Annotated in this window: 20 protein-coding genes; 17 read left to right on the forward strand and 3 right to left on the reverse strand. The window is 62.8% G+C overall.

Annotated features, from left to right (window positions below; all coding sequences use genetic code 11):
• Positions 1 to 58: 58 nt before the first annotated feature.
• The 7 genes from Q0D44_RS02300 (at position 59) to Q0D44_RS02330 (ending at position 11,187) form a co-directional block, all read left to right on the forward strand.
• A complete protein-coding gene (locus tag Q0D44_RS02300) occupies positions 59 to 910 on the forward strand; it encodes a sulfurtransferase/chromate resistance protein (RefSeq protein ID WP_294131731.1) in 852 nt (283 codons plus the stop codon).
• Complete coding sequence (gene chrA / locus Q0D44_RS02305; protein WP_294131732.1) at positions 907 to 2,313, forward strand: chromate efflux transporter; 1,407 nt, start codon at positions 907 to 909, stop codon at positions 2,311 to 2,313. Before Q0D44_RS02300 ends, chrA begins: the two co-directional genes overlap by 4 nt.
• The gene (locus Q0D44_RS02310; RefSeq protein ID WP_294131734.1) at positions 2,310 to 3,074 is read left to right on the forward strand and encodes a Fe-Mn family superoxide dismutase; all 765 of its coding nucleotides are present in this window, start codon (positions 2,310 to 2,312) and stop codon (positions 3,072 to 3,074) included. The genes chrA and Q0D44_RS02310 overlap by 4 nt, the downstream gene beginning before the upstream one ends.
• A gap of 125 nt (positions 3,075 to 3,199) precedes the next feature.
• Entirely contained in the window at positions 3,200 to 4,126 is a 927-nt protein-coding gene (locus tag Q0D44_RS02315; RefSeq protein WP_294131736.1) for a toprim domain-containing protein, read from the forward strand.
• A 32-nt stretch (positions 4,127 to 4,158) separates the two neighbouring features.
• The gene (locus tag Q0D44_RS02320; protein ID WP_294131737.1) at positions 4,159 to 6,210 is read left to right on the forward strand and encodes a ParB/RepB/Spo0J family partition protein; all 2,052 of its coding nucleotides are present in this window, start codon (positions 4,159 to 4,161) and stop codon (positions 6,208 to 6,210) included.
• Between the two features lie 139 nt (positions 6,211 to 6,349).
• Positions 6,350 to 10,660 (forward strand): strawberry notch family protein, encoded by a 4,311-nt coding sequence (locus Q0D44_RS02325; protein ID WP_294131739.1) that lies wholly within the window; start codon positions 6,350 to 6,352, stop codon positions 10,658 to 10,660.
• 131 nt (positions 10,661 to 10,791) lie between these two features.
• Positions 10,792 to 11,187, forward strand: coding sequence for a hypothetical protein (locus Q0D44_RS02330; protein ID WP_294131741.1), 396 nt, complete (start codon positions 10,792 to 10,794; stop codon positions 11,185 to 11,187).
• An 85-nt stretch (positions 11,188 to 11,272) separates the two neighbouring features.
• Here the strand turns inward: Q0D44_RS02330 and Q0D44_RS02335 are convergent, their stop codons facing one another.
• Together Q0D44_RS02335 and Q0D44_RS02340 are read right to left on the reverse strand one after the other, a co-directional pair.
• Complete coding sequence (locus Q0D44_RS02335; protein WP_294131743.1) at positions 11,273 to 12,079, reverse strand: hypothetical protein; 807 nt, start codon at positions 12,077 to 12,079, stop codon at positions 11,273 to 11,275.
• Positions 12,079 to 12,501: an ABA4-like family protein gene (locus Q0D44_RS02340; protein WP_294131746.1), complete on the reverse strand. Its 423-nt coding sequence runs from the start codon at positions 12,499 to 12,501 to the stop codon at positions 12,079 to 12,081. The genes Q0D44_RS02335 and Q0D44_RS02340 overlap by 1 nt, the downstream gene beginning before the upstream one ends.
• 52 nt (positions 12,502 to 12,553) lie before the next feature.
• Between Q0D44_RS02340 and Q0D44_RS02345 the strand changes: the two genes are divergently transcribed.
• From Q0D44_RS02345 to Q0D44_RS02380, 8 genes are all read left to right on the forward strand, one after another.
• A complete protein-coding gene (locus Q0D44_RS02345) occupies positions 12,554 to 13,174 on the forward strand; it encodes a TetR/AcrR family transcriptional regulator (protein ID WP_294131749.1) in 621 nt (206 codons plus the stop codon).
• A gap of 241 nt (positions 13,175 to 13,415) precedes the next feature.
• Positions 13,416 to 13,715 (forward strand): hypothetical protein, encoded by a 300-nt coding sequence (locus tag Q0D44_RS02350; RefSeq protein ID WP_294131752.1) that lies wholly within the window; start codon positions 13,416 to 13,418, stop codon positions 13,713 to 13,715.
• Positions 13,716 to 13,903: 188 nt separating this feature from the next.
• Entirely contained in the window at positions 13,904 to 14,389 is a 486-nt protein-coding gene (locus Q0D44_RS02355) for a hypothetical protein (protein ID WP_294131757.1), read from the forward strand.
• A 7-nt stretch (positions 14,390 to 14,396) separates the two neighbouring features.
• Positions 14,397 to 14,885: a hypothetical protein gene (locus Q0D44_RS02360; protein ID WP_294131760.1), complete on the forward strand. Its 489-nt coding sequence runs from the start codon at positions 14,397 to 14,399 to the stop codon at positions 14,883 to 14,885.
• Positions 14,885 to 15,019 (forward strand): hypothetical protein, encoded by a 135-nt coding sequence (locus Q0D44_RS02365; protein ID WP_294131763.1) that lies wholly within the window; start codon positions 14,885 to 14,887, stop codon positions 15,017 to 15,019. The genes Q0D44_RS02360 and Q0D44_RS02365 overlap by 1 nt, the downstream gene beginning before the upstream one ends.
• 26 nt (positions 15,020 to 15,045) lie before the next feature.
• Positions 15,046 to 15,747, forward strand: coding sequence for a hypothetical protein (locus Q0D44_RS02370; RefSeq protein ID WP_294131766.1), 702 nt, complete (start codon positions 15,046 to 15,048; stop codon positions 15,745 to 15,747).
• Positions 15,748 to 15,907: 160 nt separating this feature from the next.
• The gene (locus Q0D44_RS02375) at positions 15,908 to 17,131 is read left to right on the forward strand and encodes a DUF932 domain-containing protein (protein WP_294131768.1); all 1,224 of its coding nucleotides are present in this window, start codon (positions 15,908 to 15,910) and stop codon (positions 17,129 to 17,131) included.
• A gap of 80 nt (positions 17,132 to 17,211) precedes the next feature.
• A complete protein-coding gene (locus tag Q0D44_RS02380; protein WP_294131770.1) occupies positions 17,212 to 17,499 on the forward strand; it encodes a hypothetical protein in 288 nt (95 codons plus the stop codon).
• A gap of 59 nt (positions 17,500 to 17,558) precedes the next feature.
• Here Q0D44_RS02380 and Q0D44_RS02385 read toward each other — a convergent pair whose 3' ends face one another.
• Entirely contained in the window at positions 17,559 to 17,834 is a 276-nt protein-coding gene (locus tag Q0D44_RS02385; protein WP_294131772.1) for a hypothetical protein, read from the reverse strand.
• 126 nt (positions 17,835 to 17,960) lie between these two features.
• Here Q0D44_RS02385 and Q0D44_RS02390 point away from each other — a divergent pair, with 126 nt between their 5' ends.
• On the forward strand, positions 17,961 to 18,437 hold the full coding sequence (locus tag Q0D44_RS02390) for a hypothetical protein (RefSeq protein ID WP_294131775.1): 477 nt from the start codon (positions 17,961 to 17,963) through the stop codon (positions 18,435 to 18,437).
• Positions 18,438 to 18,465: 28 nt separating this feature from the next.
• Positions 18,466 to 19,605, forward strand: a complete 1,140-nt coding sequence (locus Q0D44_RS02395) for a phosphoadenosine phosphosulfate reductase family protein (protein WP_294131777.1) — start codon at positions 18,466 to 18,468, stop codon at positions 19,603 to 19,605.
• The last annotated feature ends 48 nt before the right edge of the window (positions 19,606 to 19,653 follow it).

The following is a 19,653-nucleotide window of genomic DNA, read 5'->3' on the forward strand; positions in this document are numbered from 1 at the left end:
ATCACCCCATGAGGCGACATGCTGAAGTATCGCGTCCTGCTCTTATCGAGGACGCCCCATGTCTGCTCTGAATACAATTTCCATTGATAAACTTGCTCGCCTTATCGGCACCGCAACCGCACCGATTATCGTCGATGTGCGGACGGACGAGGCATTTTCTGCCGCCCCGCGCTTGATCCCGGGTGCCGTCCGCAGGCGGGCTGAAGACGTGGCCGAATGGGCTGCTGATTTTCGCGGACGTACTGTCGTCGCCGTGTGCCGCGAGGGCCATAAACTCAGCCACGGCACAGCGGCTTGGCTGCGCCAGGCGGGCGCTGACGCTGAGGCGCTGGACGGAGGGGCCGTTGCCTGGGCCGGCGCAGGCCTGCCGATGGTGCCCGAGGTTGCCTTGCCGGCGCGCGATGCTAAGGGGCGCACGGTATGGGTGACGCGCGCCCGTCCAAAGGTCGATCGCATTGCCTGCCCTTGGCTGATCCGGCGGTTTGTCGATCCCGATGCCCAATTCCTGTTCGTACCGCCCAGCGAGGTGGCTGGCGTCGCCGAACGCTTTGGCGCGACGCCCTTCGATGTCGAAGCTGAGGGTGTCGTCTGGAGCCATGATGGTGAGCGCTGCACCTTCGATGTCATGCTCGACGGCTTCGGGCTGGCGGAAGTGGTACCGCTTGCGCATCTCGCCCTGATTGTGCGCGGTGCCGATACTGCCCGGCCCGACATCGTGCCCGAAGCGGCAGGGCTCGTCGCATTGTCGCTCGGTCTGTCGCGTATGTTTGCTGACGATCATGAACAGCTCGATGCCGGAATGCTGATCTATGACGCGCTCTATCGCTGGTGCCGCGATGCGACCGGTGAAACCCATGACTGGGTTTCGCACCAGCCCAAAAGCACACGAGCAAAGGGGGCAAAGGCATGAGCGCCAACCTGACCGCCGCTGCACCGCCGGCCGTCGAGGTTCCCGGCCCGGTTACCTTACGCGAGGCCTTCTGGGTCTGGCTGAGAATCGCCGCGCTCTCTTTCGGCGGCCCCGCCGGGCAGATTGCGGTGATGCACCGTATCCTTGTTGATGAGAAACGCTGGATCGGTGAGCATCGCTTTCTGCATGCGCTTAACTACTGCATGCTCCTGCCCGGACCTGAGGCGCAGCAGCTGGCCACCTATATTGGCTGGCTGATGCATAAAACGCGCGGCGGCCTTGTCGCTGGCGGACTGTTCGTGCTGCCGGGCGCGATCGCGATCATGGCGCTGAGCTGGATCTACGCGCTCTATGGCCATGTCGGGATCATTTCCGGGCTGTTCTTCGGCTTAAAATGCGCCGTACTCGCTGTGGTGCTTCAGGCGGTTATCCGGATCGGTAGCCGGTCACTCAAGAACATGGTGATGCGCAGTCTCGCAGCAGCAGCCTTCGTGCTGATCTTCTTCTTCAACGTGCCATTCCCGCTGATCGTGCTGGGAGCCGGTGTGATTGGCTTTTTCGGCGGGCGCGCAGGCGTCGCTGCTTTCCAGGTTGGTGGCGGGCATGGCGCTGCAAGCGGCAAGATCGTTGCCGATGCTGACACCTTGCTCGGCGAGGAACTGCCTGCCCATGCCAATCCGACCATCGGCCAATCGCTGCGCCAGGCGCTGGTCTGGCTGGTCCTCTGGCTCGCTCCGGTGGCAGCCCTGATCCTGCTCGCCGGTGAAGGCAGCGTCTTTACCCAGATCGCCACATTCTTTTCGAAGATGGCGGTGGTGACATTTGGCGGCGCCTATGCCGTGCTTGCCTATGTCGCGCAGCAGGCGGTCGAGCACTATCACTGGCTGTCCGCCCGTGAAATGCTCGACGGGCTTGGCATGGCCGAGACCACGCCAGGGCCGCTGATCATGGTGCTGCAATTTGTCGGCTTCATGGGCGCCTATCGCAATCCCGGCATGCTCTCCCCTCTGCTGGCGGGGACACTGGGCGGGCTGCTGGCGACCTGGGTGACGTTCATCCCCTGCTTCCTGTGGATATTCCTTGGCGCACCGTTCATCGAACGCATGCGCGGCAACAAGGCGTTATCGGGTGCGCTATCGGCTATCACCGCCGCCGTTGTTGGTGTGGTGTTGAATCTCGCGATCTGGTTTGCAATCCACACGATCTTCCGTGAGGTACGTCAATTCACCGCCGGTCCGCTCCATTTCGACATGCCAATGCTGGCCAGTGTTGACCTCTGGGCTCTGGCGATTTCGGTGGCCGCGATCGTCGCCATGTTCCGCATGAAGATCGGCATCTTCGCGACGTTGGGCGGAGCCTCTGCCGCCGGCATTGCCCTGCATTTTGCCGGAGTGCTGGCATGACCAAATCCATTCCGGCCAACCAAAAGGAAACTGCCATGACCGAGCGAGCGATTGACCGCCGCGACCTGCTGACGGCAGGCGCCATGCTGACCGCAGGTGCCGCGCTGCTCGGATCGACTGGGGCTGCCGCGCAAGGGGCTGTCGCGCCGGGTGGCGGCACGGCGTTCGCACCGGAGGCGCTGCCCCTGCCATTCGATCCCAAGACGATCACCGGCCTGTCCGAGAAGCTGCTCGTCAGCCATCACGACAACAACTACGTCGGCGCGGTAAAGCGACTCGGTGCAATCAAGAGCCAGCTTGCCGCGCTCGATCCGGCAACGGCACCAAACTTCACCTTGAACGGCCTCAAGCGCGAAGAGTTGATCGCCTGGAACTCGATGATCCTCCACGAAATCTACTTCGCGGGGATTGGCGCACCAAACCGGCCCGGCCGCGCCTTGGCATCGGCGATCGAGCACAGTTTTGGCAGCGAGGCGCGTTGGCGAGCCGAATTCGCTGCCATGGGCAAGGCACTGGGCGGCGGCTCGGGCTGGGTTGTGCTCACCTACAGCCACCGCGACAATCGCCTGGTCAATCAATGGGCTGCCGATCACACGATGGCGCTGGCCGGGGCAACGCCGGTCCTGGTGCTCGACATGTATGAGCACGCCTATGCCATCGACTACGGTGCCAAGGCGGCGGCCTATGTCGATGCATTCATGGGCGCGGTGAATTGGTCGCACGCAGATGCCTCTTTTGCGCATGCGGCCGACAGTCGTTAGGTAATCCTGATCGGCGTTCCAGAAAATGCGGTCGGTACAGTGCGGTTTTGCTGGTGATCGGCTGGTCCTGACGCCGAGAACATGGAGGGAAGGGGGAAAGGCTTAAGAGCTTTTCGGGAGACTTTATGTACAATCCATCCCTCGTGGGACGGGCCTCAGACCTCGAAGCCCAAGCCGCCGATCTCGTCAAACGCCTCGGCGGCAAATGGTCCTCGAATGGCGCGATGTGCCATTGCCCCGCCCATGATGACCGGTCGCCCAGCTTGTCCGTCCGCGTGGGCGAGAAAGCGATGCTGTTCAAATGCTTCGCTGGTTGCGACACGATTGACGTCATTCGGGCGATCAGGCGGCTCGATCGGAACATCCCGTTGAATGGCGCGACGGCATTTTCGACATCTCATACATTTCTCAGCCCCGCATGGCTGCGGCAGCGAGCACTGGGCCTATGGGATGGTGCGCTCCCTCTCGTGGGAACGCCGGCCGAGCAGTATCTGCGCCGCCGCTCGATCATCCTGTCACCATCTGCGTTGCGTTTCTACCGACGCACGCCGCTTGGCCGAGGGCAGCACGCGGTGTTCAGACCCGCCATGCTCGCTGCGCTACACGAGCGGGAACGCCTGGTCGCGCTCCAGCGGACATTTCTTGATCCTGACGAACCGCGCCGCGCCCGCGACCTCGCCAATCCCCGGCGGATGCTTGGTCGCCCCGGCCAGGGTGCCGTTATGCTCGCGCCTGCAAATGATACGCTGGGACTGGCAGAAGGGATCGAGACGGCGATGTCGGCGATCCTGCTTCTGGATATTCCGGTCTGGGCGACGCTCGGAAACGAGCGGCTTGCACGTATCGCCATCCCGAACACCGTCACGCACCTGATTCTGCTGCCGGACAATGATCGCGGCGGGCGGATCGGTGCGGCCAAGGCCATTGAAGCCTATGCGATGCCGGGCCGCACGATCGAGACGCTGTGGCCGCCGCATGGCTTCAATGACTGGAATGACGTGCTCCGGGCAGGAGGGAAGGGGGTGGGAGACTGGATGCGGCAAGCGGCCTGAATGGTCTGGCCCTGGCCGCCAGGAGAACCAGCATGTCCCAGCCCATCATTCTCGTCCCGGCGGCAAGACTCGCCAAATCGCCGACCAATGTGCGCAAGAGCAGCGATGCCGAAGCCGATGCGCAACTGGAAGCCAGCATCGTCGCGCATGGCATCCTTCAGAACCTGATTGGCTTGCCGGTCGCGCGCAAGAAGGGGCAGTACCGCATCACTGCTGGCGGCCGCCGTCTGGACGCTGTACACCGCGCCATCGAGAAGGGCGATCTGCCGGCGGACTTTGAGCTGCCAGTGATGGTCGTTAGCGACGCCAGCAATGCCATCGAGATCAGCCTCTCGGAGAATTTCTTCAAACTGGCGATGAACCCCGCCGATGCCTGCCGGGCGTTCCAGGACATCATCGAGACCGAGCACAAGTCGTCCGCTGATATCGCCAAACGCTTCGGTCTGACCGAACGGTTTGTCCTCGGTCGCCTGCGGCTTGCAGCGCTCGCCGAACCGGTGTTTGAAGCGCTTCGTGATGGGTCGATCACGCTCGATATCGCCATGGCCTATGCGAGCACGTCGGATACCGCGCGCCAGTCGTCGGTGTTCGAGCAACTTGGCCAGGGTTATTACCGGGCCAATGTCGGTGAGATCCGGCGCCAACTGGCATCGTGTGCCTACCGCGGTAACGATCCCAAGGCGCTGCTGGTTGGCCGTGACGACTATGTCGCTGCGGGCGGCAGGATCGAAAGTGACCTCTTCACTGATGATGCCACCGAGATGTGGATCGACGGCGATGTCCTCGACCGGCTCGCCGACGAAAAGCTCACGGCCGCTGCCGAGGCGATCCGTGAGCGCGAAGGTTTTGCGCAAATCCGCACGGTTGTAGCGCCCCATATCCCCTATACCGAGACCTATGGCCTTCGGCAGGTGCAGGGCGAACTTTCGCCGCTCACGGACGAAGAGGAAGCCCGCTGCGAGCAGATCCAGAATGAACTCGAAGCGATCGAGGAAGCTGCGGCGGACGAGAACGGCGAGGGCTATACCGCTGACGACGAAGTCCGGACCCAGACGCTCGAAGCCGAGTATGAGGTAATCCAGTCCCGCACGCCAATCCTGACCGAGGAGCAGAAGGCCTCGGCGCTTGCCTATGTCGTCATCGGTCGTGACGGCCAGCCGCGTATCCACGAACAACTCTACATGGCGCCGGTCGAAACGCCGGTTGACGAAGATAGGAACGCCGACGACGACGGTGATGTGGACCATGGTGAAGAAGCTGAAGGTTCGTCGAAACCAGTCGTCAGTCAGCGCCTCGCCGACGAATTGGCGATGATGAAAACCGAACTGCTCGCCGTTCATGTCGCGAGCGATCCGCAGTTCGCACTGGATGTCGGCACCTTCATCATGGCGGATGCCGCGACCCGGCATTTCGGGAGCAGCGATCTTGCGAGCGAATTGCGTGCCCGAGGGCCGTCTCCGCGTGTCGCCAATTTCGAGAGCGGCACGGTGGCGGCCGAGGAATGGGCGAAGCTCGACAGCGCGCTTGATCGCAGCTGGATCGACCATGAGGATGTGCGGGGCCGTTACGATGCCTTCTGCGCGCTCTCCGACGAGGCCCGTGCCGCCTGGCTCGGCTGGGCGATTGCGCGGACCTTCGACGCAGTGCCTGCGGGCAGGACCGGCAGCGCCTTCATCGATCATCTCGGCGCCAAGCTGGCGATTGATGTTGCGGCATGGTGGCGGCCGACCGCGAAGAACTACTTCGACCGGATCACCAAGCCCACGATCCTGACCTTGTTCGAAACCGTCGGTAGCACCGAACTACGCTACCGCTACGGTGCGTCGAAAAAGCACGACCTTGCCGCCTCCGCTGAGAAGCTCTTTGCGGGCGACATCCTTGTCGAGGCTGAGATCAAGGAACGGGCGATTACCTGGCTGCCCGATGCCATGCGCTTCCAGCCTGTTGCCGACGAGATGGTTGAGCCGCTCGAAGGTGACGGCCTGGACGGCGCCATGACTGATGCTGCGGGCATGATCTCCGGCGATCCCGACACCGACCCGGTATCGGGCAGCGACACGGACGAGATCGCGGCTGCAGCCTGACCTGCGATATCTGTCCTCCTGACGGGGTCGCGGCGTTGTGCTGCGGCCCCGTTTCCTTGTTCCTCAATTGCGGGAAGGAAGGGGGAGGGCGATTGGCGACGGGGCGGATGGCCGCCCGACCTCCCAAGGATAGCGCCCCATGAACCTGCCGCTGCTCAAACTCGCCGCACCTGAATTCCTTGCTGACGACAGCAAGGCAGGAAAGCTCCATTGTGTCGCCCGGAACGTCGCCGCCGCGCTTGGTCATGCGGGCGGCGTCACGCGACAGTTTCTGAACCGACAGATGTCGGCGACATTCGGGGCGTCCGACGCCGATGGCGCCTGGTCGATGCGCGATGCCTATGACGCGCTGGAAACCGCGCAGGTACTGTTGCTGGGCCGCGAGGATGGGCCGGTCGGGCAGAGGACTGATCCAGACGAGATATTCGCCGCACTACTCGCCTTCCAGAGCACTTTGCCGACGCAGACCTACCGCTCTGAACGTCAGGTCGATCTGCAGCAGTTCAGTACGCCTTTGGTGCTGGCCTGGCTTGCCGCTCGTGCCGCCCGGATCAGTCCGCCGGACCTCGTTCTCGAACCATCGGCGGGCACGGGGATGCTCGCCGTCCATGCTGCAACGGCAGGTGCTCGTCTGCTGCTCAACGAACGCGACGACCAGCGTGCGGCGCTGCTGGGTCTGGCGCTCAGCCATGATGTCACCACCCACGACGCCGAGTTCATTCACGACAAGTTGCCACCCGGCCTTGCCCCAAGCGTCGTCCTGATCAACCCGCCGTTCAGCCGTAGCGAGGGGCGGGGACGCGACCGCCATGCCGGGGCGCGGCATCTGCGCTCCGCGCTGCTGCGCCTGGCACAAGGCGGGCGCTGCGTTGCAATCATGCCGCCCGGTTTCGCCGCCGATGGCAGCGGTGCGGCTGGCTATGCAACGGTTGCCGAAGTCGTCCCGCCGCGAGCAGAAATCACGATCCTTGGTAATCCCTACGCCAAGCACGGCACCAGCATCGTGGTCCGGTTGCTGATCTACGACAAGGGCTGGACGGGACAGACCGCGCGCCACGCCGTACCCGAGATCGAAGCAGCACTGCCTATCGTGCTCGGTCTGCCGCCGCGGCTGAGCCTGTCAGACCCGTCGCCGCCAGCACCTGCCACGGTGCAGGTTCGTGGGCGTCCAGTCACAGCAATGTCACCTGCGCCGCTATTCGCAAAACTGTCGGGGTCGCGTATCCTGGCGCCCAAACGCGAGCCGCGCATCGATGATGTTCCGCGTTTGCTCGACTATATCGTCCGGGAAACTCCGCTGCCCGCAGGCGACCCCATCGGCATCTATGTCCCCTGGCGGCTCGCGCGCATTGCGATCGAAGGTGCAAAAGCTCATCCCGACCAGCTGGTGGAATCGGTTGCCATGGCCTCGGTCCTGCCGCCTGTGCCCAACTACCGGCCAATGCTGCAAGACCGCGCATTGGCCGCGCTGTCCGACGCCCAGCTTGAAACCCTGATCCATGCCGGCGAGGCCTTTGCGCGAGACCTGCCCGGTAGCTTCCTGCCCAACGATGCGGGCGATCAGCTTGCCGAGACGCCTGAGGGCGATGTCTACCGCACCGGCTTCTTCATCGGCGACGGCACCGGTGTCGGCAAGGGACGCGAGGTCGCCGCCTGCATCCTCGATCAATGGAATCGGGGACGCCACAAGGCGGTGTGGATTTCGGCAAGCGCCGGGCTGGTCGAGGATGCACGCCGCGACTGGGCCGCGCTTGGCGGGCTGCCCATCGACATCCAGCCGCTCGACGCCTTCCCGCTCGGGCAACCTGTCGGCATGACCAGCGGTATCCTTTTTCTCACTTATGCAACGCTGCGGTCGTCGCGCCACGACGAGGCATCGCGGCTGCAGCAGATCCGTGCCTGGCTGGGCGATGATTTTGACGGCATGCTGGTGTTCGACGAGGCGCATGCGCTCGCCAATGCTGCGGGGACCGATACCGAGTTCGGCACGGCCAAAGGCTCCGAACAAGGGCTGGCGGGTGTCCGGCTGCAACATGCGCTGCCCCGCGCGCGCGTACTTTATGTCTCGGCGACCGGCGCAACCGACCCCGCCAATCTTTGCTATACTTCCCGCCTTGGCCTGTGGGGCCCGGGCACGGCGTTCCGCGACCGGGCTGCGTTCATGGCGGCGATGGATAATGGCGGGATCGCGGCGATGGAGATCGTTGCTCGCGATCTGAAAGCCATGGGGCTTTATACGGCGCGGGCGCTGAGCTTTGCGGGCGTCGAATATGAGGCGCTCGAGCACAAGCTGACGCTGGATCAGATCGGCATCTACGACGCCTATGCCGATGCCTGGGCGATCATTCACCGCAATCTCAACGAGGCGATGAAGGCGGCCAATATTCTCGACCGGATGTCGGGCGACACGCTCAACGCCCAGGCCAAGGGCTCCGCCCTGTCCAAATTCGAAAGTGCCAAACAGCGCTTCTTCAGTCAGGTTCTGGTCGCGATGAAGATGCCGAGCCTGATCCGCTCGGTCGAGGAGGAACTGGCCAGGGGCCATGTCGCCGTTGTCCAGCTCGTCACCACGGCGGCGGCTATCCTTGACCGGCGCTTGGCCAGCCTCTCGGCGCAGGAACGCGCGCACTTGGCCGTTGACGTCTCACCTCTCGATACGATGATCGATTTTCTCAAAAATGCCTTTCCGACCCGGCAGCTGCGCGCGTTCCGGGCGAGCGACGGGACGATGCGCTCGGAGATGATGATCGATGAGGCGGGCCAGCCGGTTCACTGCCAGGAGGCGCTTTCGGCCCGTGATGGACTGGTGGAACAGCTCTGCGGCATGCCGCCGATCCCGGCCGCGCTCGATGCATTGATTGCCCATTTCGGCAGTGATCAGGTTGCCGAAGTGACCGGTCGTACCCGGCGTATCGTGCTCGACCCGCGTGGTAACCAGAAGCTGGAACCGCGTGGGCCAGGCGCCCGCAAGGCCGACAGCGACGATTTCATGGCGGGACGCAAACCGATCCTCGCCTTTTCCGACGCGGGCGGCACCGGACGATCCTATCATGCCGATCTCGGCTGTGGGAGCGCAGCTAAACGCCGGATCCACTTCCTGCTCGAGCCGGGCTGGAAGGCCGCGACCGCGATCCAGGGTCTGGGGCGCACGCACCGCACCAACCAGGCAAGCCCGCCGGTGTTCCGCCCGGTCACTACCGACTGCAAGGGGGAGCGGCGTTTCATCAGCACCATCGCCCGCCGTCTCGACAGTCTGGGTGCGCTTACCCGCGGGCAACGTCAGACGGGCGGCCAGAACCTGTTCGATCCGGCCGACAATCTCGAAAGCGACTATGCCAAGGAAGCGCTGACCCAGTGGTATCACTTGCTCCATGCCGGCAAGCTGGCCAGCACGACGGTTGACCATTTCCAGGTGATGACCGGTCTCAAGCTGGTGGATGATCAGGGCGGCGGGCTGCTCGAACGTCTGCCGCCGATCCAACGCTGGCTCAATCGCATTCTGGCCCTGCGCATCGCCACGCAGAACGCGATCTTCGAGGAATATATCGGTCTCATCCAGGCCCGGGTTGATGCGGCGCGCGAGGCAGGTACGCTCGACATGGGCGTCGAGACGATTCGCGCCGAGCGGATTATCCCGCTGTCCGATCAGATATTGCGAACCGATCCACTCACTGGCGCCGAAACCCGGCTACTCCGCCTGGAATTGCATATGCGGCCATGGACGACGTCCTGGACCCGCCTGATGCATATCTGGGAAGGCACCGATGATATCGCATTTCTGCGCAACGGACGGTCCGGCCGGGTGGCGCTACGCGTCCCATCCTGGTCGGTTACCGATGATGAGGGCAGACCGGTGCCGATGTGCCAACTGGTCCGCCCGGCGGGTAGCGAACGAATGTCGCTTGGCGCCCTCTGGACCACCCATTGGAAGCCCATCGACCGCGAGGATTTCCGCAAGAACTGGGAGGCCGAAATCGTACAGGCATCGTCCACGCTTGATGTGGAAACGATCAGCGTGGCGACCGGGCTGCTGCTGCCGGTTTGGCACAAGCTGCCGGCCGACGATGTTCGGGTCTGGCGTATCGCCGATGGCACCGGGGAAGCGCTGCTTGGCCGCATAGTCATGCCTGCGGCTGTCGAAAAGCTTCAAGCTGAATTCGGACTTGCGGCCTCGGTCCGGTTGACGCCTGCCGAGCTGATCGCGGCGGCGCGCAGCGATGATGGTGTGCCCGTTCCTGGCCTGGAAGGCGTCCGCCTGGTTTCGGTCTTCGTCAACAACAGCCGCCGTCTCGAACTGCGCAGCGCGCAGCCCCAGGACCGGGAATGGCTGAAAGCGCGGGGATGCTTCACCGAAGTCATTGCCTATACGACGCGGATATTTGTGCCGATCGACCGCGCTGAGGGCGTTCTGTCAGCCGTATTGGCGGCGGCGACCGAGGGGCGGGCATGAGCATAGGGGAAGAGCACCGCTCTGCCGTTCCAGCTTCACCCGCCAGCGCAAACCGCTTGCCGAACATCATACCACCCGGCAATAGTTGCGAACGATTCGCAATAATGAGCGAGTCGTCAGGAGTGCGCGCATTGACTTATGTATCGCTACCGTTGGCCAGCGGCTCGGTCGCTGTCCTGTCGATCATCGTCAATGCCGCTCGCCGCTGGCGCGAGGCGCGGGATATGGGGGTGGCGATCCAGCCCCATCTGTTCGTCTCGCTCGCGCAGGAGGGCTGCGGCATATTGGCGCCGGTCATCGACAGTTTGATGCATTTTTATGAGATTGCGCTGCGCCGTCCGATGCGAACAGCCTGCGGCGAAGTACTGTCGCACGACGAGGATCTGCTGATCGAACTGCTCTCCGGTACGAAGCAACGCCGGGCTTGCCTCGGGGATAGTGGCGATATGGGCGATGCGTTCGACACCGCGTTGATGTCGACCCGGATCATGGTACGGATGGCTTTCTCGCTTCCTGCCATTGGCTGATCGGCCCTGGCCGGGATTATTACGGTGCGGTTGCCCTTAGCTTCGCGGTGCCTGCCGAAACGCTGCCCTCAGGACAGGGACTCAATCAGGCCAGAAATGGCCTGGCGGACAAGGCTTGCACGAATGCCGCCACGGTCAGCGCTGTGTAGACCGCCGATCCTGTGAGGATGAGTAGCCTCCGCATCGGCTGCGGCACTCCCGATATCGCCAGGGCGAGCAGCGGAATGGCCTGCTCGGCGTGGATGCCGAAGAAATGTCCCACGCGCAGATCGCCGCCCAGGCGATTCCAGCCGAATATCGGAAAATGCCCGCTGACCGCGCCCACAGCATGGCTCGGCTGCTGGCTCATATAGATGCCAAAGCCTCCGCCGAGCACAAGTGTAAGCAACAGGCCGATGATGACGGCCATACGAAAGCCGGTATCAAGGTTCGCAACCGGATGCCGCCAGATGGCTCTTGCCAGCGGCAGGTTCGCGGCGATGATGAGCAGCACCGAAAATCCCATCAACGCGTACATGACGGCATAAAAGGGCGTGTCGTTGTTGAAATGCGATTGCAGGCCATGCGCGGCCTGCCAGCCGATCCAGGCCAGCTCGAAACTGTTGGCGGCGATCAACACGCCAACGGCTTGACGCATCATTGGTAACTGCCGTTGCTCAGGAGCGACATAACCCATGAACCAGGCGAATGTCAGCACGTGGACGGCGATGGAGAAGAGGAACTTGGACGGCTTGGCCCAGACGCTGACTCCGTCGAGCAGACGCGGGTCGACCTCAGTGGCGACCATGGCCGGAACCAGAAGGGCAAGAAGCGTCAGGCCGAATATGGTCAGCTCTCGCTGCCGACCGAGCAGTTCGGTGAGCAATCGGGCGGGGCGGGCCTGCGCCGACATCACCCGGCCTTCCGTGGTGTCACAAGCCTCAGGCTGAGATAGAGTAACAGTCCGGCAGGACCGAACAGGAAGGTCAGGACCAGACAGGGAACCAGCAGCAGGCGGCGCACGCCAAGCTCCAGCCCGTCGGTCACGATCCAGCTGCCGATGAAGAGATCGAAGGCGAGATAGTGGAGCCAGCCGGCGGCAAGTGACGCATCGACCGAGAACAGGGCGCGGACCTGCTCGATGGACCCGAAACCCGCGCCGGGCGCCTTGCCCCAGCCCTGCATGAGCAGGACGACATAGGCGATGCCGATCAGCGCCGGAATGAGGAAGCGTGCCGTTGCGGTGGCACCGCCGCGGAGCTGCGGAGCGAAGAGCGAGATGAGCAGCCCCAGCCAACCCAGCATCGCCAGTGCGCCCGCCGTTCCGAATGCCATATGTGGATCCACAGGACTTGCTCCAACTATCTATACAGTGCAAAGATAGCGTATGACGATCAATCTAAACAGTGTCAAGACGGCGCGCGGATACCATCATGGCGATCTGCGCTCGGCGTTGCTCGCAGCAGCCGAGGGGTTGCTTGCGGAGCGGGGTGTCGAAGGGTTCAGCCTGCGGGAAACCGCGAGACGCGCCGGGGTTTCGCCAGCCGCGCCCAAGCATCATTTCCGCGATACCCGCGCCTTGCTCACAGCGATCGCAACGCTGGCGTTTGAGGATCTGGCGGCCCGGTTGCAGGCTGCCAGCAGCGATGCCGGGATCGACCGGAGCCTGCGGATCCGGGCGCAAGGCAAGGCCTACGTGCGGTTTGCGGTCGATCAGCGGGCACGGTTCGACCTGATGTGGCGGGTGCCGCTGCTGGAGGCGGCGGACGAAGGCTATTGCCGTGCCGGTGACCAGGCCTTTGCTGCGCTCGACAGTCTGGTGCGCGGTGAGAATGCCGAACCGCTGGAACATGGCGATCCGCGTCTGGCCCCTTCGATTGCCTGCTGGTCCACCGTGCACGGATTTGCGCGCCTTGCCCTCGACGGAACATTCGGACTGGAGGAGGACGATATCGCGCGGGCGATCGACCAGCTCTTGCCTGAAGTTCTGGGACACCTGTCGCTGTGATGCCGCCTTGCACCAGCTGATCTGATTTCGGCACCAGCGACAGGCAACCATTGCAATTATGGCCGCCTATCTGGTTGCCCGCAGTTTGTGGCACCCAGCTCGATGCTGGCTTGCGGGGTTCACTCCGGCTTTAGCCTGCGCGGCGTCAGATAGTATGAGCTCTATCTCATCGCACCGGGAGGGAAGTGGGAAGATCAGGAGCGCTGCCAGGTGATCTGGCGGCGTCTCTCGGAGAATGCCCATGGCCTACGGCCCCATCCTCGACTCGTTGTTTGTCGGGAGTTTCAACGCCGATCTCGAACAGCTGGGAAGCAGCGCACGCATCGCGATCACAAACCTGTCATCGTGCGGTGACGTGTTCGAACTGCTCGACGATGAAGGCCAGTTCATCACGCTGCTGCCGAGGAGCGCTGACCCCGATGTAACGGCGGCCGCTTACAAACTTTACGGCCAGGGTCTCAATAGGGGGCTGCGTGCAGGCGAAGATTTGGCTTGGTCCAAGCTTCGCCACCTGATCGGCGTGGCTGCCGCTGGGGACTGATACGCATCGGACATTGCCTGTCTGCGCTCACGAAGATCGGACTTCGCTCCCCCATCCGTTCGACCCCTGATTTGCGTCCTCGACTGGGCCATCAGGACATCGCCTAAAAATTTAGCAGGCGAAAAGGGGAGGGTTTGAGGCGGAGATGGCGGTGACGAGTGGTCCCCCAATTTCCAAGGAGAACGACGATGGCTGATAGAGCCAGTGCTTCCATCATAATCGGTGGTGTCATCCCGCGATCATGCATTCCGGACCTCATCGCCGCTATCGACCGGGATGGCGGCCGTGCCGACTGGGAAGGTGAGGCTTTTGACGATGCGTCCATCCGCGACGGCGAAACCCTCGAAGCCTTCGCCTGTGAATTGTCCGGCGGCATTTTCCAGGAGGCCGAAAGCTTTTGCGAACAGCACGCCCTCCCGTTCGTGCGCTCCTCGGCAAGTTGTGCCGGCGCATTTGGACCTGAGCGGGTGATTTTTACAGGGGAGATGCCCACCGCACAGTACGATACGACCGAGCTTGACGAGGTCGTTCTCACGCAGTCCGGATATCGCAGTCTTGGTTCGCTTGAGGCGGTGGAGAGCTGGTTTTCTTCCGCCAAGTTCACCCCGCCGCCATTCGTGATTGCGGAGGACAGTGAACCTTCGGCCCCAGGATGCGAGGCCTGTCATGGCTGATAATTATGTGCAGGGCAGTTTTGCCTTCACCTGTAGCCATGCGGAAATGGCCCTTGTCGAGGAAGCCTTCCAGGCGAGCTATGATCTTCAGGATGGAAGGCCCCCGCCTGGCCCCACGCCGGAATTTCTGGCAGCATTTCCGCCGACAGCGCCGGACGACCCATGGAGCGGTTTTCTCGCCATCTTCGATGATTCCGATTTCCCGAATTTCGGGGTCGAGTTCGAAGGCGGAAACACGCTCGATCAGCCCGGCGTCAGCATCATTTCCTTGTGGAGCATGACCGACTTCCAGCCCGGTGCGCTTGGCGGGCTGATCCGGCATTGCTGCCAAGGCACATTGCGTCAGGCAGCCATAGGGTTCGAATGGAGTTTCAGTTGCTCACGCCCACGACGATCCGAATTCGGTGGCGGATGGTGCACGGTCTTCGCCGATCGCATCGAGATCGAGACCACCGGCGAAGCACTCTCCCGCGCGATCGAGGGAGGAATTATCTGATGAGCATTGATCTCCCGATGAACGATCCATGGGCCGAGCATCCCGATCACCCGGTTGCCGACTGGCAGGCCGAAGTTGCCAACGATGACACCAGGCTTGGCTATTGGGACTGGGTCGCCGCGCGTCTCGCCTGACTTCTCGAAAATTAGAGGAAAACACCATGACACAGGCTTTGCCGGTGAGTGCGCCCGCGCGCCTCTACAGCCAGACGCCGCACGATGATCGCGGCAATTTTCACTATGAAGGAGACCTCTTCTGCCAGGGCGAGGCGCTGCCCGCGTTGTGCGCTCGGATCGAACGTCATCTAGGCGTTCATGTTATCGGTGCGACCTTCTCGGTGCGCGGCGAAAGTTTTGCCGGTGGCCGCAAGGTCATTGTCGAACTGCTTGATGGACCCGCAGACCTGACCGATGAGACCCACCGGCGCGCGTTCGAGGAGATGCTGGGCGATCAGATCGAACGGTTCGGCTTTACCCGCTCCAACTTCTACCAGGATTTCATGGCGGTTTCCTTCTACAATGAAGTGCGCATTGGCCGCGCCTACTGGGCCGCACTGGCGGCACGGCGTGGACCCGCCAACCCGGTTGAGGCGCTGATATCGCTGGCTGCGTTCAAGCGGCGGCTGAAGCCCGGCGATACCCTGAAGCTCATCGCCGCGCCCGAAGGGCACCGCGCGCTTGGCGCCACCCGCAAGGTCATGGCGGTGCGCTCGGCTGACATGGTCTTCGAGGGAAAGATCTATCTCGATTTCCCCCGTGCATCCGGTTTCGCCTGCGATGGGCGTCTGGTGCGGATCGCCAACGGGCACGAACGCGATCCCGATGCCCATTTGCTTTATGAATGGCTACCCACTGCCGCCTGAGTGGAGTGTTGGCGAAAGCCCTGCACCAATCGGTCGCGCACCCCATGCCGACCGGATACCGCCCGGCACCCGGTCGGCGGAAGGAAGGGGGCGGGGAAGGGCGAGCGCGGATGTGGCGACGCACCGGCTCTCCCTTCGTCCAGCATCCAGGAGCAGTTTTATGGCCAGTCTTGCCCCCGTTCTCGATCGTCCTTCTCACGCCCATTCCTCCCAAGAGCTTCCCGTGAGCGGCGGTTATCGTGTCGATATCTCCCGTGGCCGCAATGTCAGCCGGGTTTCCTCCGAATGGTTCTCCCGGCCCGATGACGAACGCTTCCTCTCGCTTACCGAGCTGCACGACAGCGTTCGCAGGCGGGCCGACCGGGCCATCACCCGCATCGTCGAAAGCAGGGCGGTGCGGGTCGAGGCGCGCAGTGACAATCCGGAGCGGCTCTCGCTGATCGTGCCCGGCGACGATCGCCCGATTGCGCCCACCAACTGGTCGTTCGGGCAACTCGCCAGCCTGGTCGGTGCGCCCGCATCCTACCTGCGCACATTGCCCGCCGCGCTCGCCGGGATCAATATGCAGCACGGGCTGCTTTCGCATCGCGGCGAGCAGGTCAAACTCCTCCAGACCGACGATGGCCGCACCGAGCTGCGCGCAGTGACTGGTCCAGATTATGGCAGGATCTGGGATCACGAACTGGTCAGCGCCGTCATGCGGATCGCTGGGAATGGCGTCGGTGACACGCGCTGGAAAGTGCCGGGCGTGCTCGACTGGGGCAGCATGGTCTACAATCCGCATGTCGATGTCAGCATGGAGACGACGACGCTCTATGCGTCCGATCGCGATGTCTTCCTGTTCTTGGTGGACGACACTCATCCGATCGAGGCGGGCAAGCTCCCCAATGGCGAGCCCGATCTTTACTTCCGGGGCTTCTACTGCTGGAACTCCGAAGTCGGCTCCAAGTCCCTTGGAATCGCGACCTTTTACCTGCGCGCTGTGTGCATGAACCGAAACCTGTGGGGCGTCGAGAATTTCGAGGAAATCAATATCCGCCACTCGAAATTCGCGGCCAACCGCTTCGCCCATGAAGCCGCGCCCGCGCTCGAACATTTTGCCGACTCATCGCCGCGCAGTTTCGTTGACGGCATCAAGCAGGCGCGCGAGCGGATCGTCGCCCGCAAGGATGATGACCGCGAGGATTTCCTGCGCAAGCGCGGGTTCTCCAAGGCTGAAACATCGAAGATCATTACGGCGGTGCTGGTCGAGGAAGGCCATCCGCCGGAGAGCCTCTACGATTTCGTGCAGGGGATCACTGCGCACGCCCGGACGAAGACCAATCAGGACAGCAGGCTCGAACTTGAGGGCAAGGCCCGCAAGCTGCTCGAAAAGGTGAACTGAACTCAGCGATCCATTGTCGGCCCGCTGCCGCAGGGGCGGTGGGCGGACATGGATTTTGCATAGTCTGGAAGGAGATCGCCTTGGAAATCGGGCGCTATCTGGTGCTCGGCACGATGCATGTGTCGATGAAGACTGCAGCAATGCTCGACAAATGGGCATTGCTTGATCCGGCCAACCGCCCGCTGGGCGTCGCGTCCACCCACTATGGCTGGTTCATTCAGACCCGTGATGTCGAGGGGGCGGATCGTTTGTCGATACCGGACGAATTGCTGGCCGCGATGGCGCTGGGCCGCGGGCTGGGCTGCGACTATCTGCTGTTCGACTGCGATGCGTCGGCGATCGATGTATTGCCGACTTTCCCCTGGTAGCCCGAACGAACTGCGGACCGCCGCAGGCCAAGCATGGGGCCTGCATTGTGCGGCGGCATTCAATTTATGCGTGCTGCGCTCAATTGCTCCAGCCGATCGGCGGCGGTTTCGGCCACGCGTGCCCTGATGGCCAGCCCTTCCTTGGTCAGGACCTGAGCGAGATCGCGGACCATCACGATCAACTCGTCTGTCGGAAGTCCGGCATTGAGCGCTCCAGCAGCTCCTGCTCCTCGCTGTCGAGATTTCGCATGGCATATCCCATCGTTGTAGCCGGCGAGCAAAGCAACGGAAGCACCCGGTGGGTGCCAATCCGAGTCGCTCGGCAAGCCCATCATAGCAGGGCGCGCCTGCGTGATAAGCCCGTTGGCCGCCAGCCGTCTTCCTTACAGCCTGATCGATCACCCGGAAGGAAGGGGGGCGCGGCGCGTGTCCTGAATAGTGGGGCAAGGATGGAGGACGCGATGAAAATCGAGCTGCGCCGTATCAATCACAATCCCAAATTGTCGGAGGAGACCAACGCCTATTCTGCGGAAGTCTGGATCGATGGTGAACGTGCCTTCGACGCCCGCAATCAGGGGCAGGGCGGCTGCGATCACTACCGCCAGATCGGGCAGTGGACCGAAGCCGAGGTCAACGCATGGCTCAAGTCGAACCGTCCGATCCTCCCTTTTCAGGGGCTCACGCTTGAACATGATCTCGAGGTCGAAGTGGGGGATCTGCTGGCGCACGAACTCGAACATCGCAGGTTGAAGCGGCTGATGCGGACCAATCTCGTCACGATCGAACGCGGCCAGATATTTCAGTACCCCTTGCGCAAGCGTCCGCTCGATCTCGTCGCCAGTGCGGTCACCACCACCAATTCACACATCGTCATCGTCAATGGCGGCGATGACAATGTGATCCGGCAGGCCCTTGTCATTCTTCTGGACGTCAGCTGACCCGGAACTTCGCAGGGGAGAAGCACCGGTGAATATCCCGTTTTCATTCGCCCGGGCATTGGCCGGCGCGGACCCCGATGTCGCAATCGATGAACTGGTTCTGGATGCGGTCGCGGGCCGTGCCTGGTTTGCCTTCAACCTTTCAGGCGGCAAGGATTCCACGGCCGCTGCGGAGGCGACGACCACCTTGCTGGACCAACTGGGACATCCTCGTGCGCGGCGCATCGCCATTCATGCCGATCTCGGCCGAGCCGAATGGCGCTCCACGCCTGCCACTGTTGTCACGATAGCCGAACATCTCGGCCTGCCGCTCGTGGTTGTACGTCGCGGTGCTGGCGACATGGTCTTGCGCTGGGAGCAGCGCTTTGCCAATGGACGCCGCCGCTACGAAAATCTCGAACTTTACCATCTGATCGGACCCTGGTCCTCGGCCAGTCTCCGGTTCTGTACCTCGGAACTGAAGGCCCAGATGATCGGTCCCGAGCTTGCGCGCCGCTACCGGGGTGAGACTATCGTCTCGGTTCTCGGCCTGCGGCGGGCCGAAAGCGCCGCACCCCGCCATACGCCCATATCCCGGCGCGACCCGCGCTTTGTCAAGCCCGGAAACAAGGCAGGCACGCGGATGATCACCTGGCATCCGCTTGTCAACTGGACGGAACAGCAGGTCTTTGGCAGCCACGACCTGCACGGTCTGCCGCTCCATGAAGCCTATCGCTGCCATGGTTCTACCCGGCTGTCTTGCGCCTTTTGCGTGCTGGCGTCCGGCCATGACCTGGCAGCAGCCAGCCGCGCTGCCGGAAACCTAGATCTCTATCGTCACCTGGTCGCGATGGAGGCCGCATCGACCTTTTCGTTCCAGCGGGGACGGTGGCTGGCGGATGTGGCCCAGCATCTGCTCCCGCCGTCGCTGGCGCGTGATATAGCCACAGCCAAGCGCGATGCGGCTGAACGCCGCGCGGTCGAGGCGATCATGCCGTCTGGTCTGCGGTTCGTGAAGGGCGCGCCGCCCCGATTTCCGACATTGGCGGAGGCGCAGATAATTGCGGGCGCGCGGACACAGATCCTGAACCGCCATGGCCTTGAAAACCACTTTCCTGAGAACACCGGCAATAAAAGGGGCCATTCATCGGACGGTAGCACCGGATTAAAAAGGGGCCACTCCTGCTAGACCTTCGCCTTTGCGCGGAGGCGGAGGGTGAAGAGAGTGGAACTTTAT

It is taken from the genome of Sphingobium sp. (assembly GCA_023266575.1).
GTDB lineage: Bacteria > Pseudomonadota > Alphaproteobacteria > Sphingomonadales > Sphingomonadaceae > Sphingobium.

Coding starts and splice junctions, on each gene's coding strand:
- Q0D44_RS02325 (WP_294131739.1), top strand. CDS start 6,350: ATGAACCTGCCGCTGCTCAAACTCGCCGCACCTGAATTCCTTGCTGAC.
- Q0D44_RS02390 (WP_294131775.1), top strand. CDS start 17,961: ATGAAAATCGAGCTGCGCCGTATCAATCACAATCCCAAATTGTCGGAG.
- Q0D44_RS02300 (WP_294131731.1), top strand. CDS start 59: ATGTCTGCTCTGAATACAATTTCCATTGATAAACTTGCTCGCCTTATC.
- Q0D44_RS02320 (WP_294131737.1), top strand. CDS start 4,159: ATGTCCCAGCCCATCATTCTCGTCCCGGCGGCAAGACTCGCCAAATCG.
- Q0D44_RS02370 (WP_294131766.1), top strand. CDS start 15,046: ATGACACAGGCTTTGCCGGTGAGTGCGCCCGCGCGCCTCTACAGCCAG.
- Q0D44_RS02340 (WP_294131746.1), bottom strand. CDS start 12,501: ATGGCATTCGGAACGGCGGGCGCACTGGCGATGCTGGGTTGGCTGGGG.
- Q0D44_RS02335 (WP_294131743.1), bottom strand. CDS start 12,079: ATGTCGGCGCAGGCCCGCCCCGCCCGATTGCTCACCGAACTGCTCGGT.
- chrA (WP_294131732.1), top strand. CDS start 907: ATGAGCGCCAACCTGACCGCCGCTGCACCGCCGGCCGTCGAGGTTCCC.
- Q0D44_RS02365 (WP_294131763.1), top strand. CDS start 14,885: ATGAGCATTGATCTCCCGATGAACGATCCATGGGCCGAGCATCCCGAT.
- Q0D44_RS02315 (WP_294131736.1), top strand. CDS start 3,200: ATGTACAATCCATCCCTCGTGGGACGGGCCTCAGACCTCGAAGCCCAA.
- Q0D44_RS02345 (WP_294131749.1), top strand. CDS start 12,554: ATGACGATCAATCTAAACAGTGTCAAGACGGCGCGCGGATACCATCAT.
- Q0D44_RS02310 (WP_294131734.1), top strand. CDS start 2,310: ATGACCAAATCCATTCCGGCCAACCAAAAGGAAACTGCCATGACCGAG.
- Q0D44_RS02385 (WP_294131772.1), bottom strand. CDS start 17,834: ATGATGGGCTTGCCGAGCGACTCGGATTGGCACCCACCGGGTGCTTCC.
- Q0D44_RS02375 (WP_294131768.1), top strand. CDS start 15,908: ATGGCCAGTCTTGCCCCCGTTCTCGATCGTCCTTCTCACGCCCATTCC.
- Q0D44_RS02350 (WP_294131752.1), top strand. CDS start 13,416: ATGGCCTACGGCCCCATCCTCGACTCGTTGTTTGTCGGGAGTTTCAAC.
- Q0D44_RS02355 (WP_294131757.1), top strand. CDS start 13,904: ATGGCTGATAGAGCCAGTGCTTCCATCATAATCGGTGGTGTCATCCCG.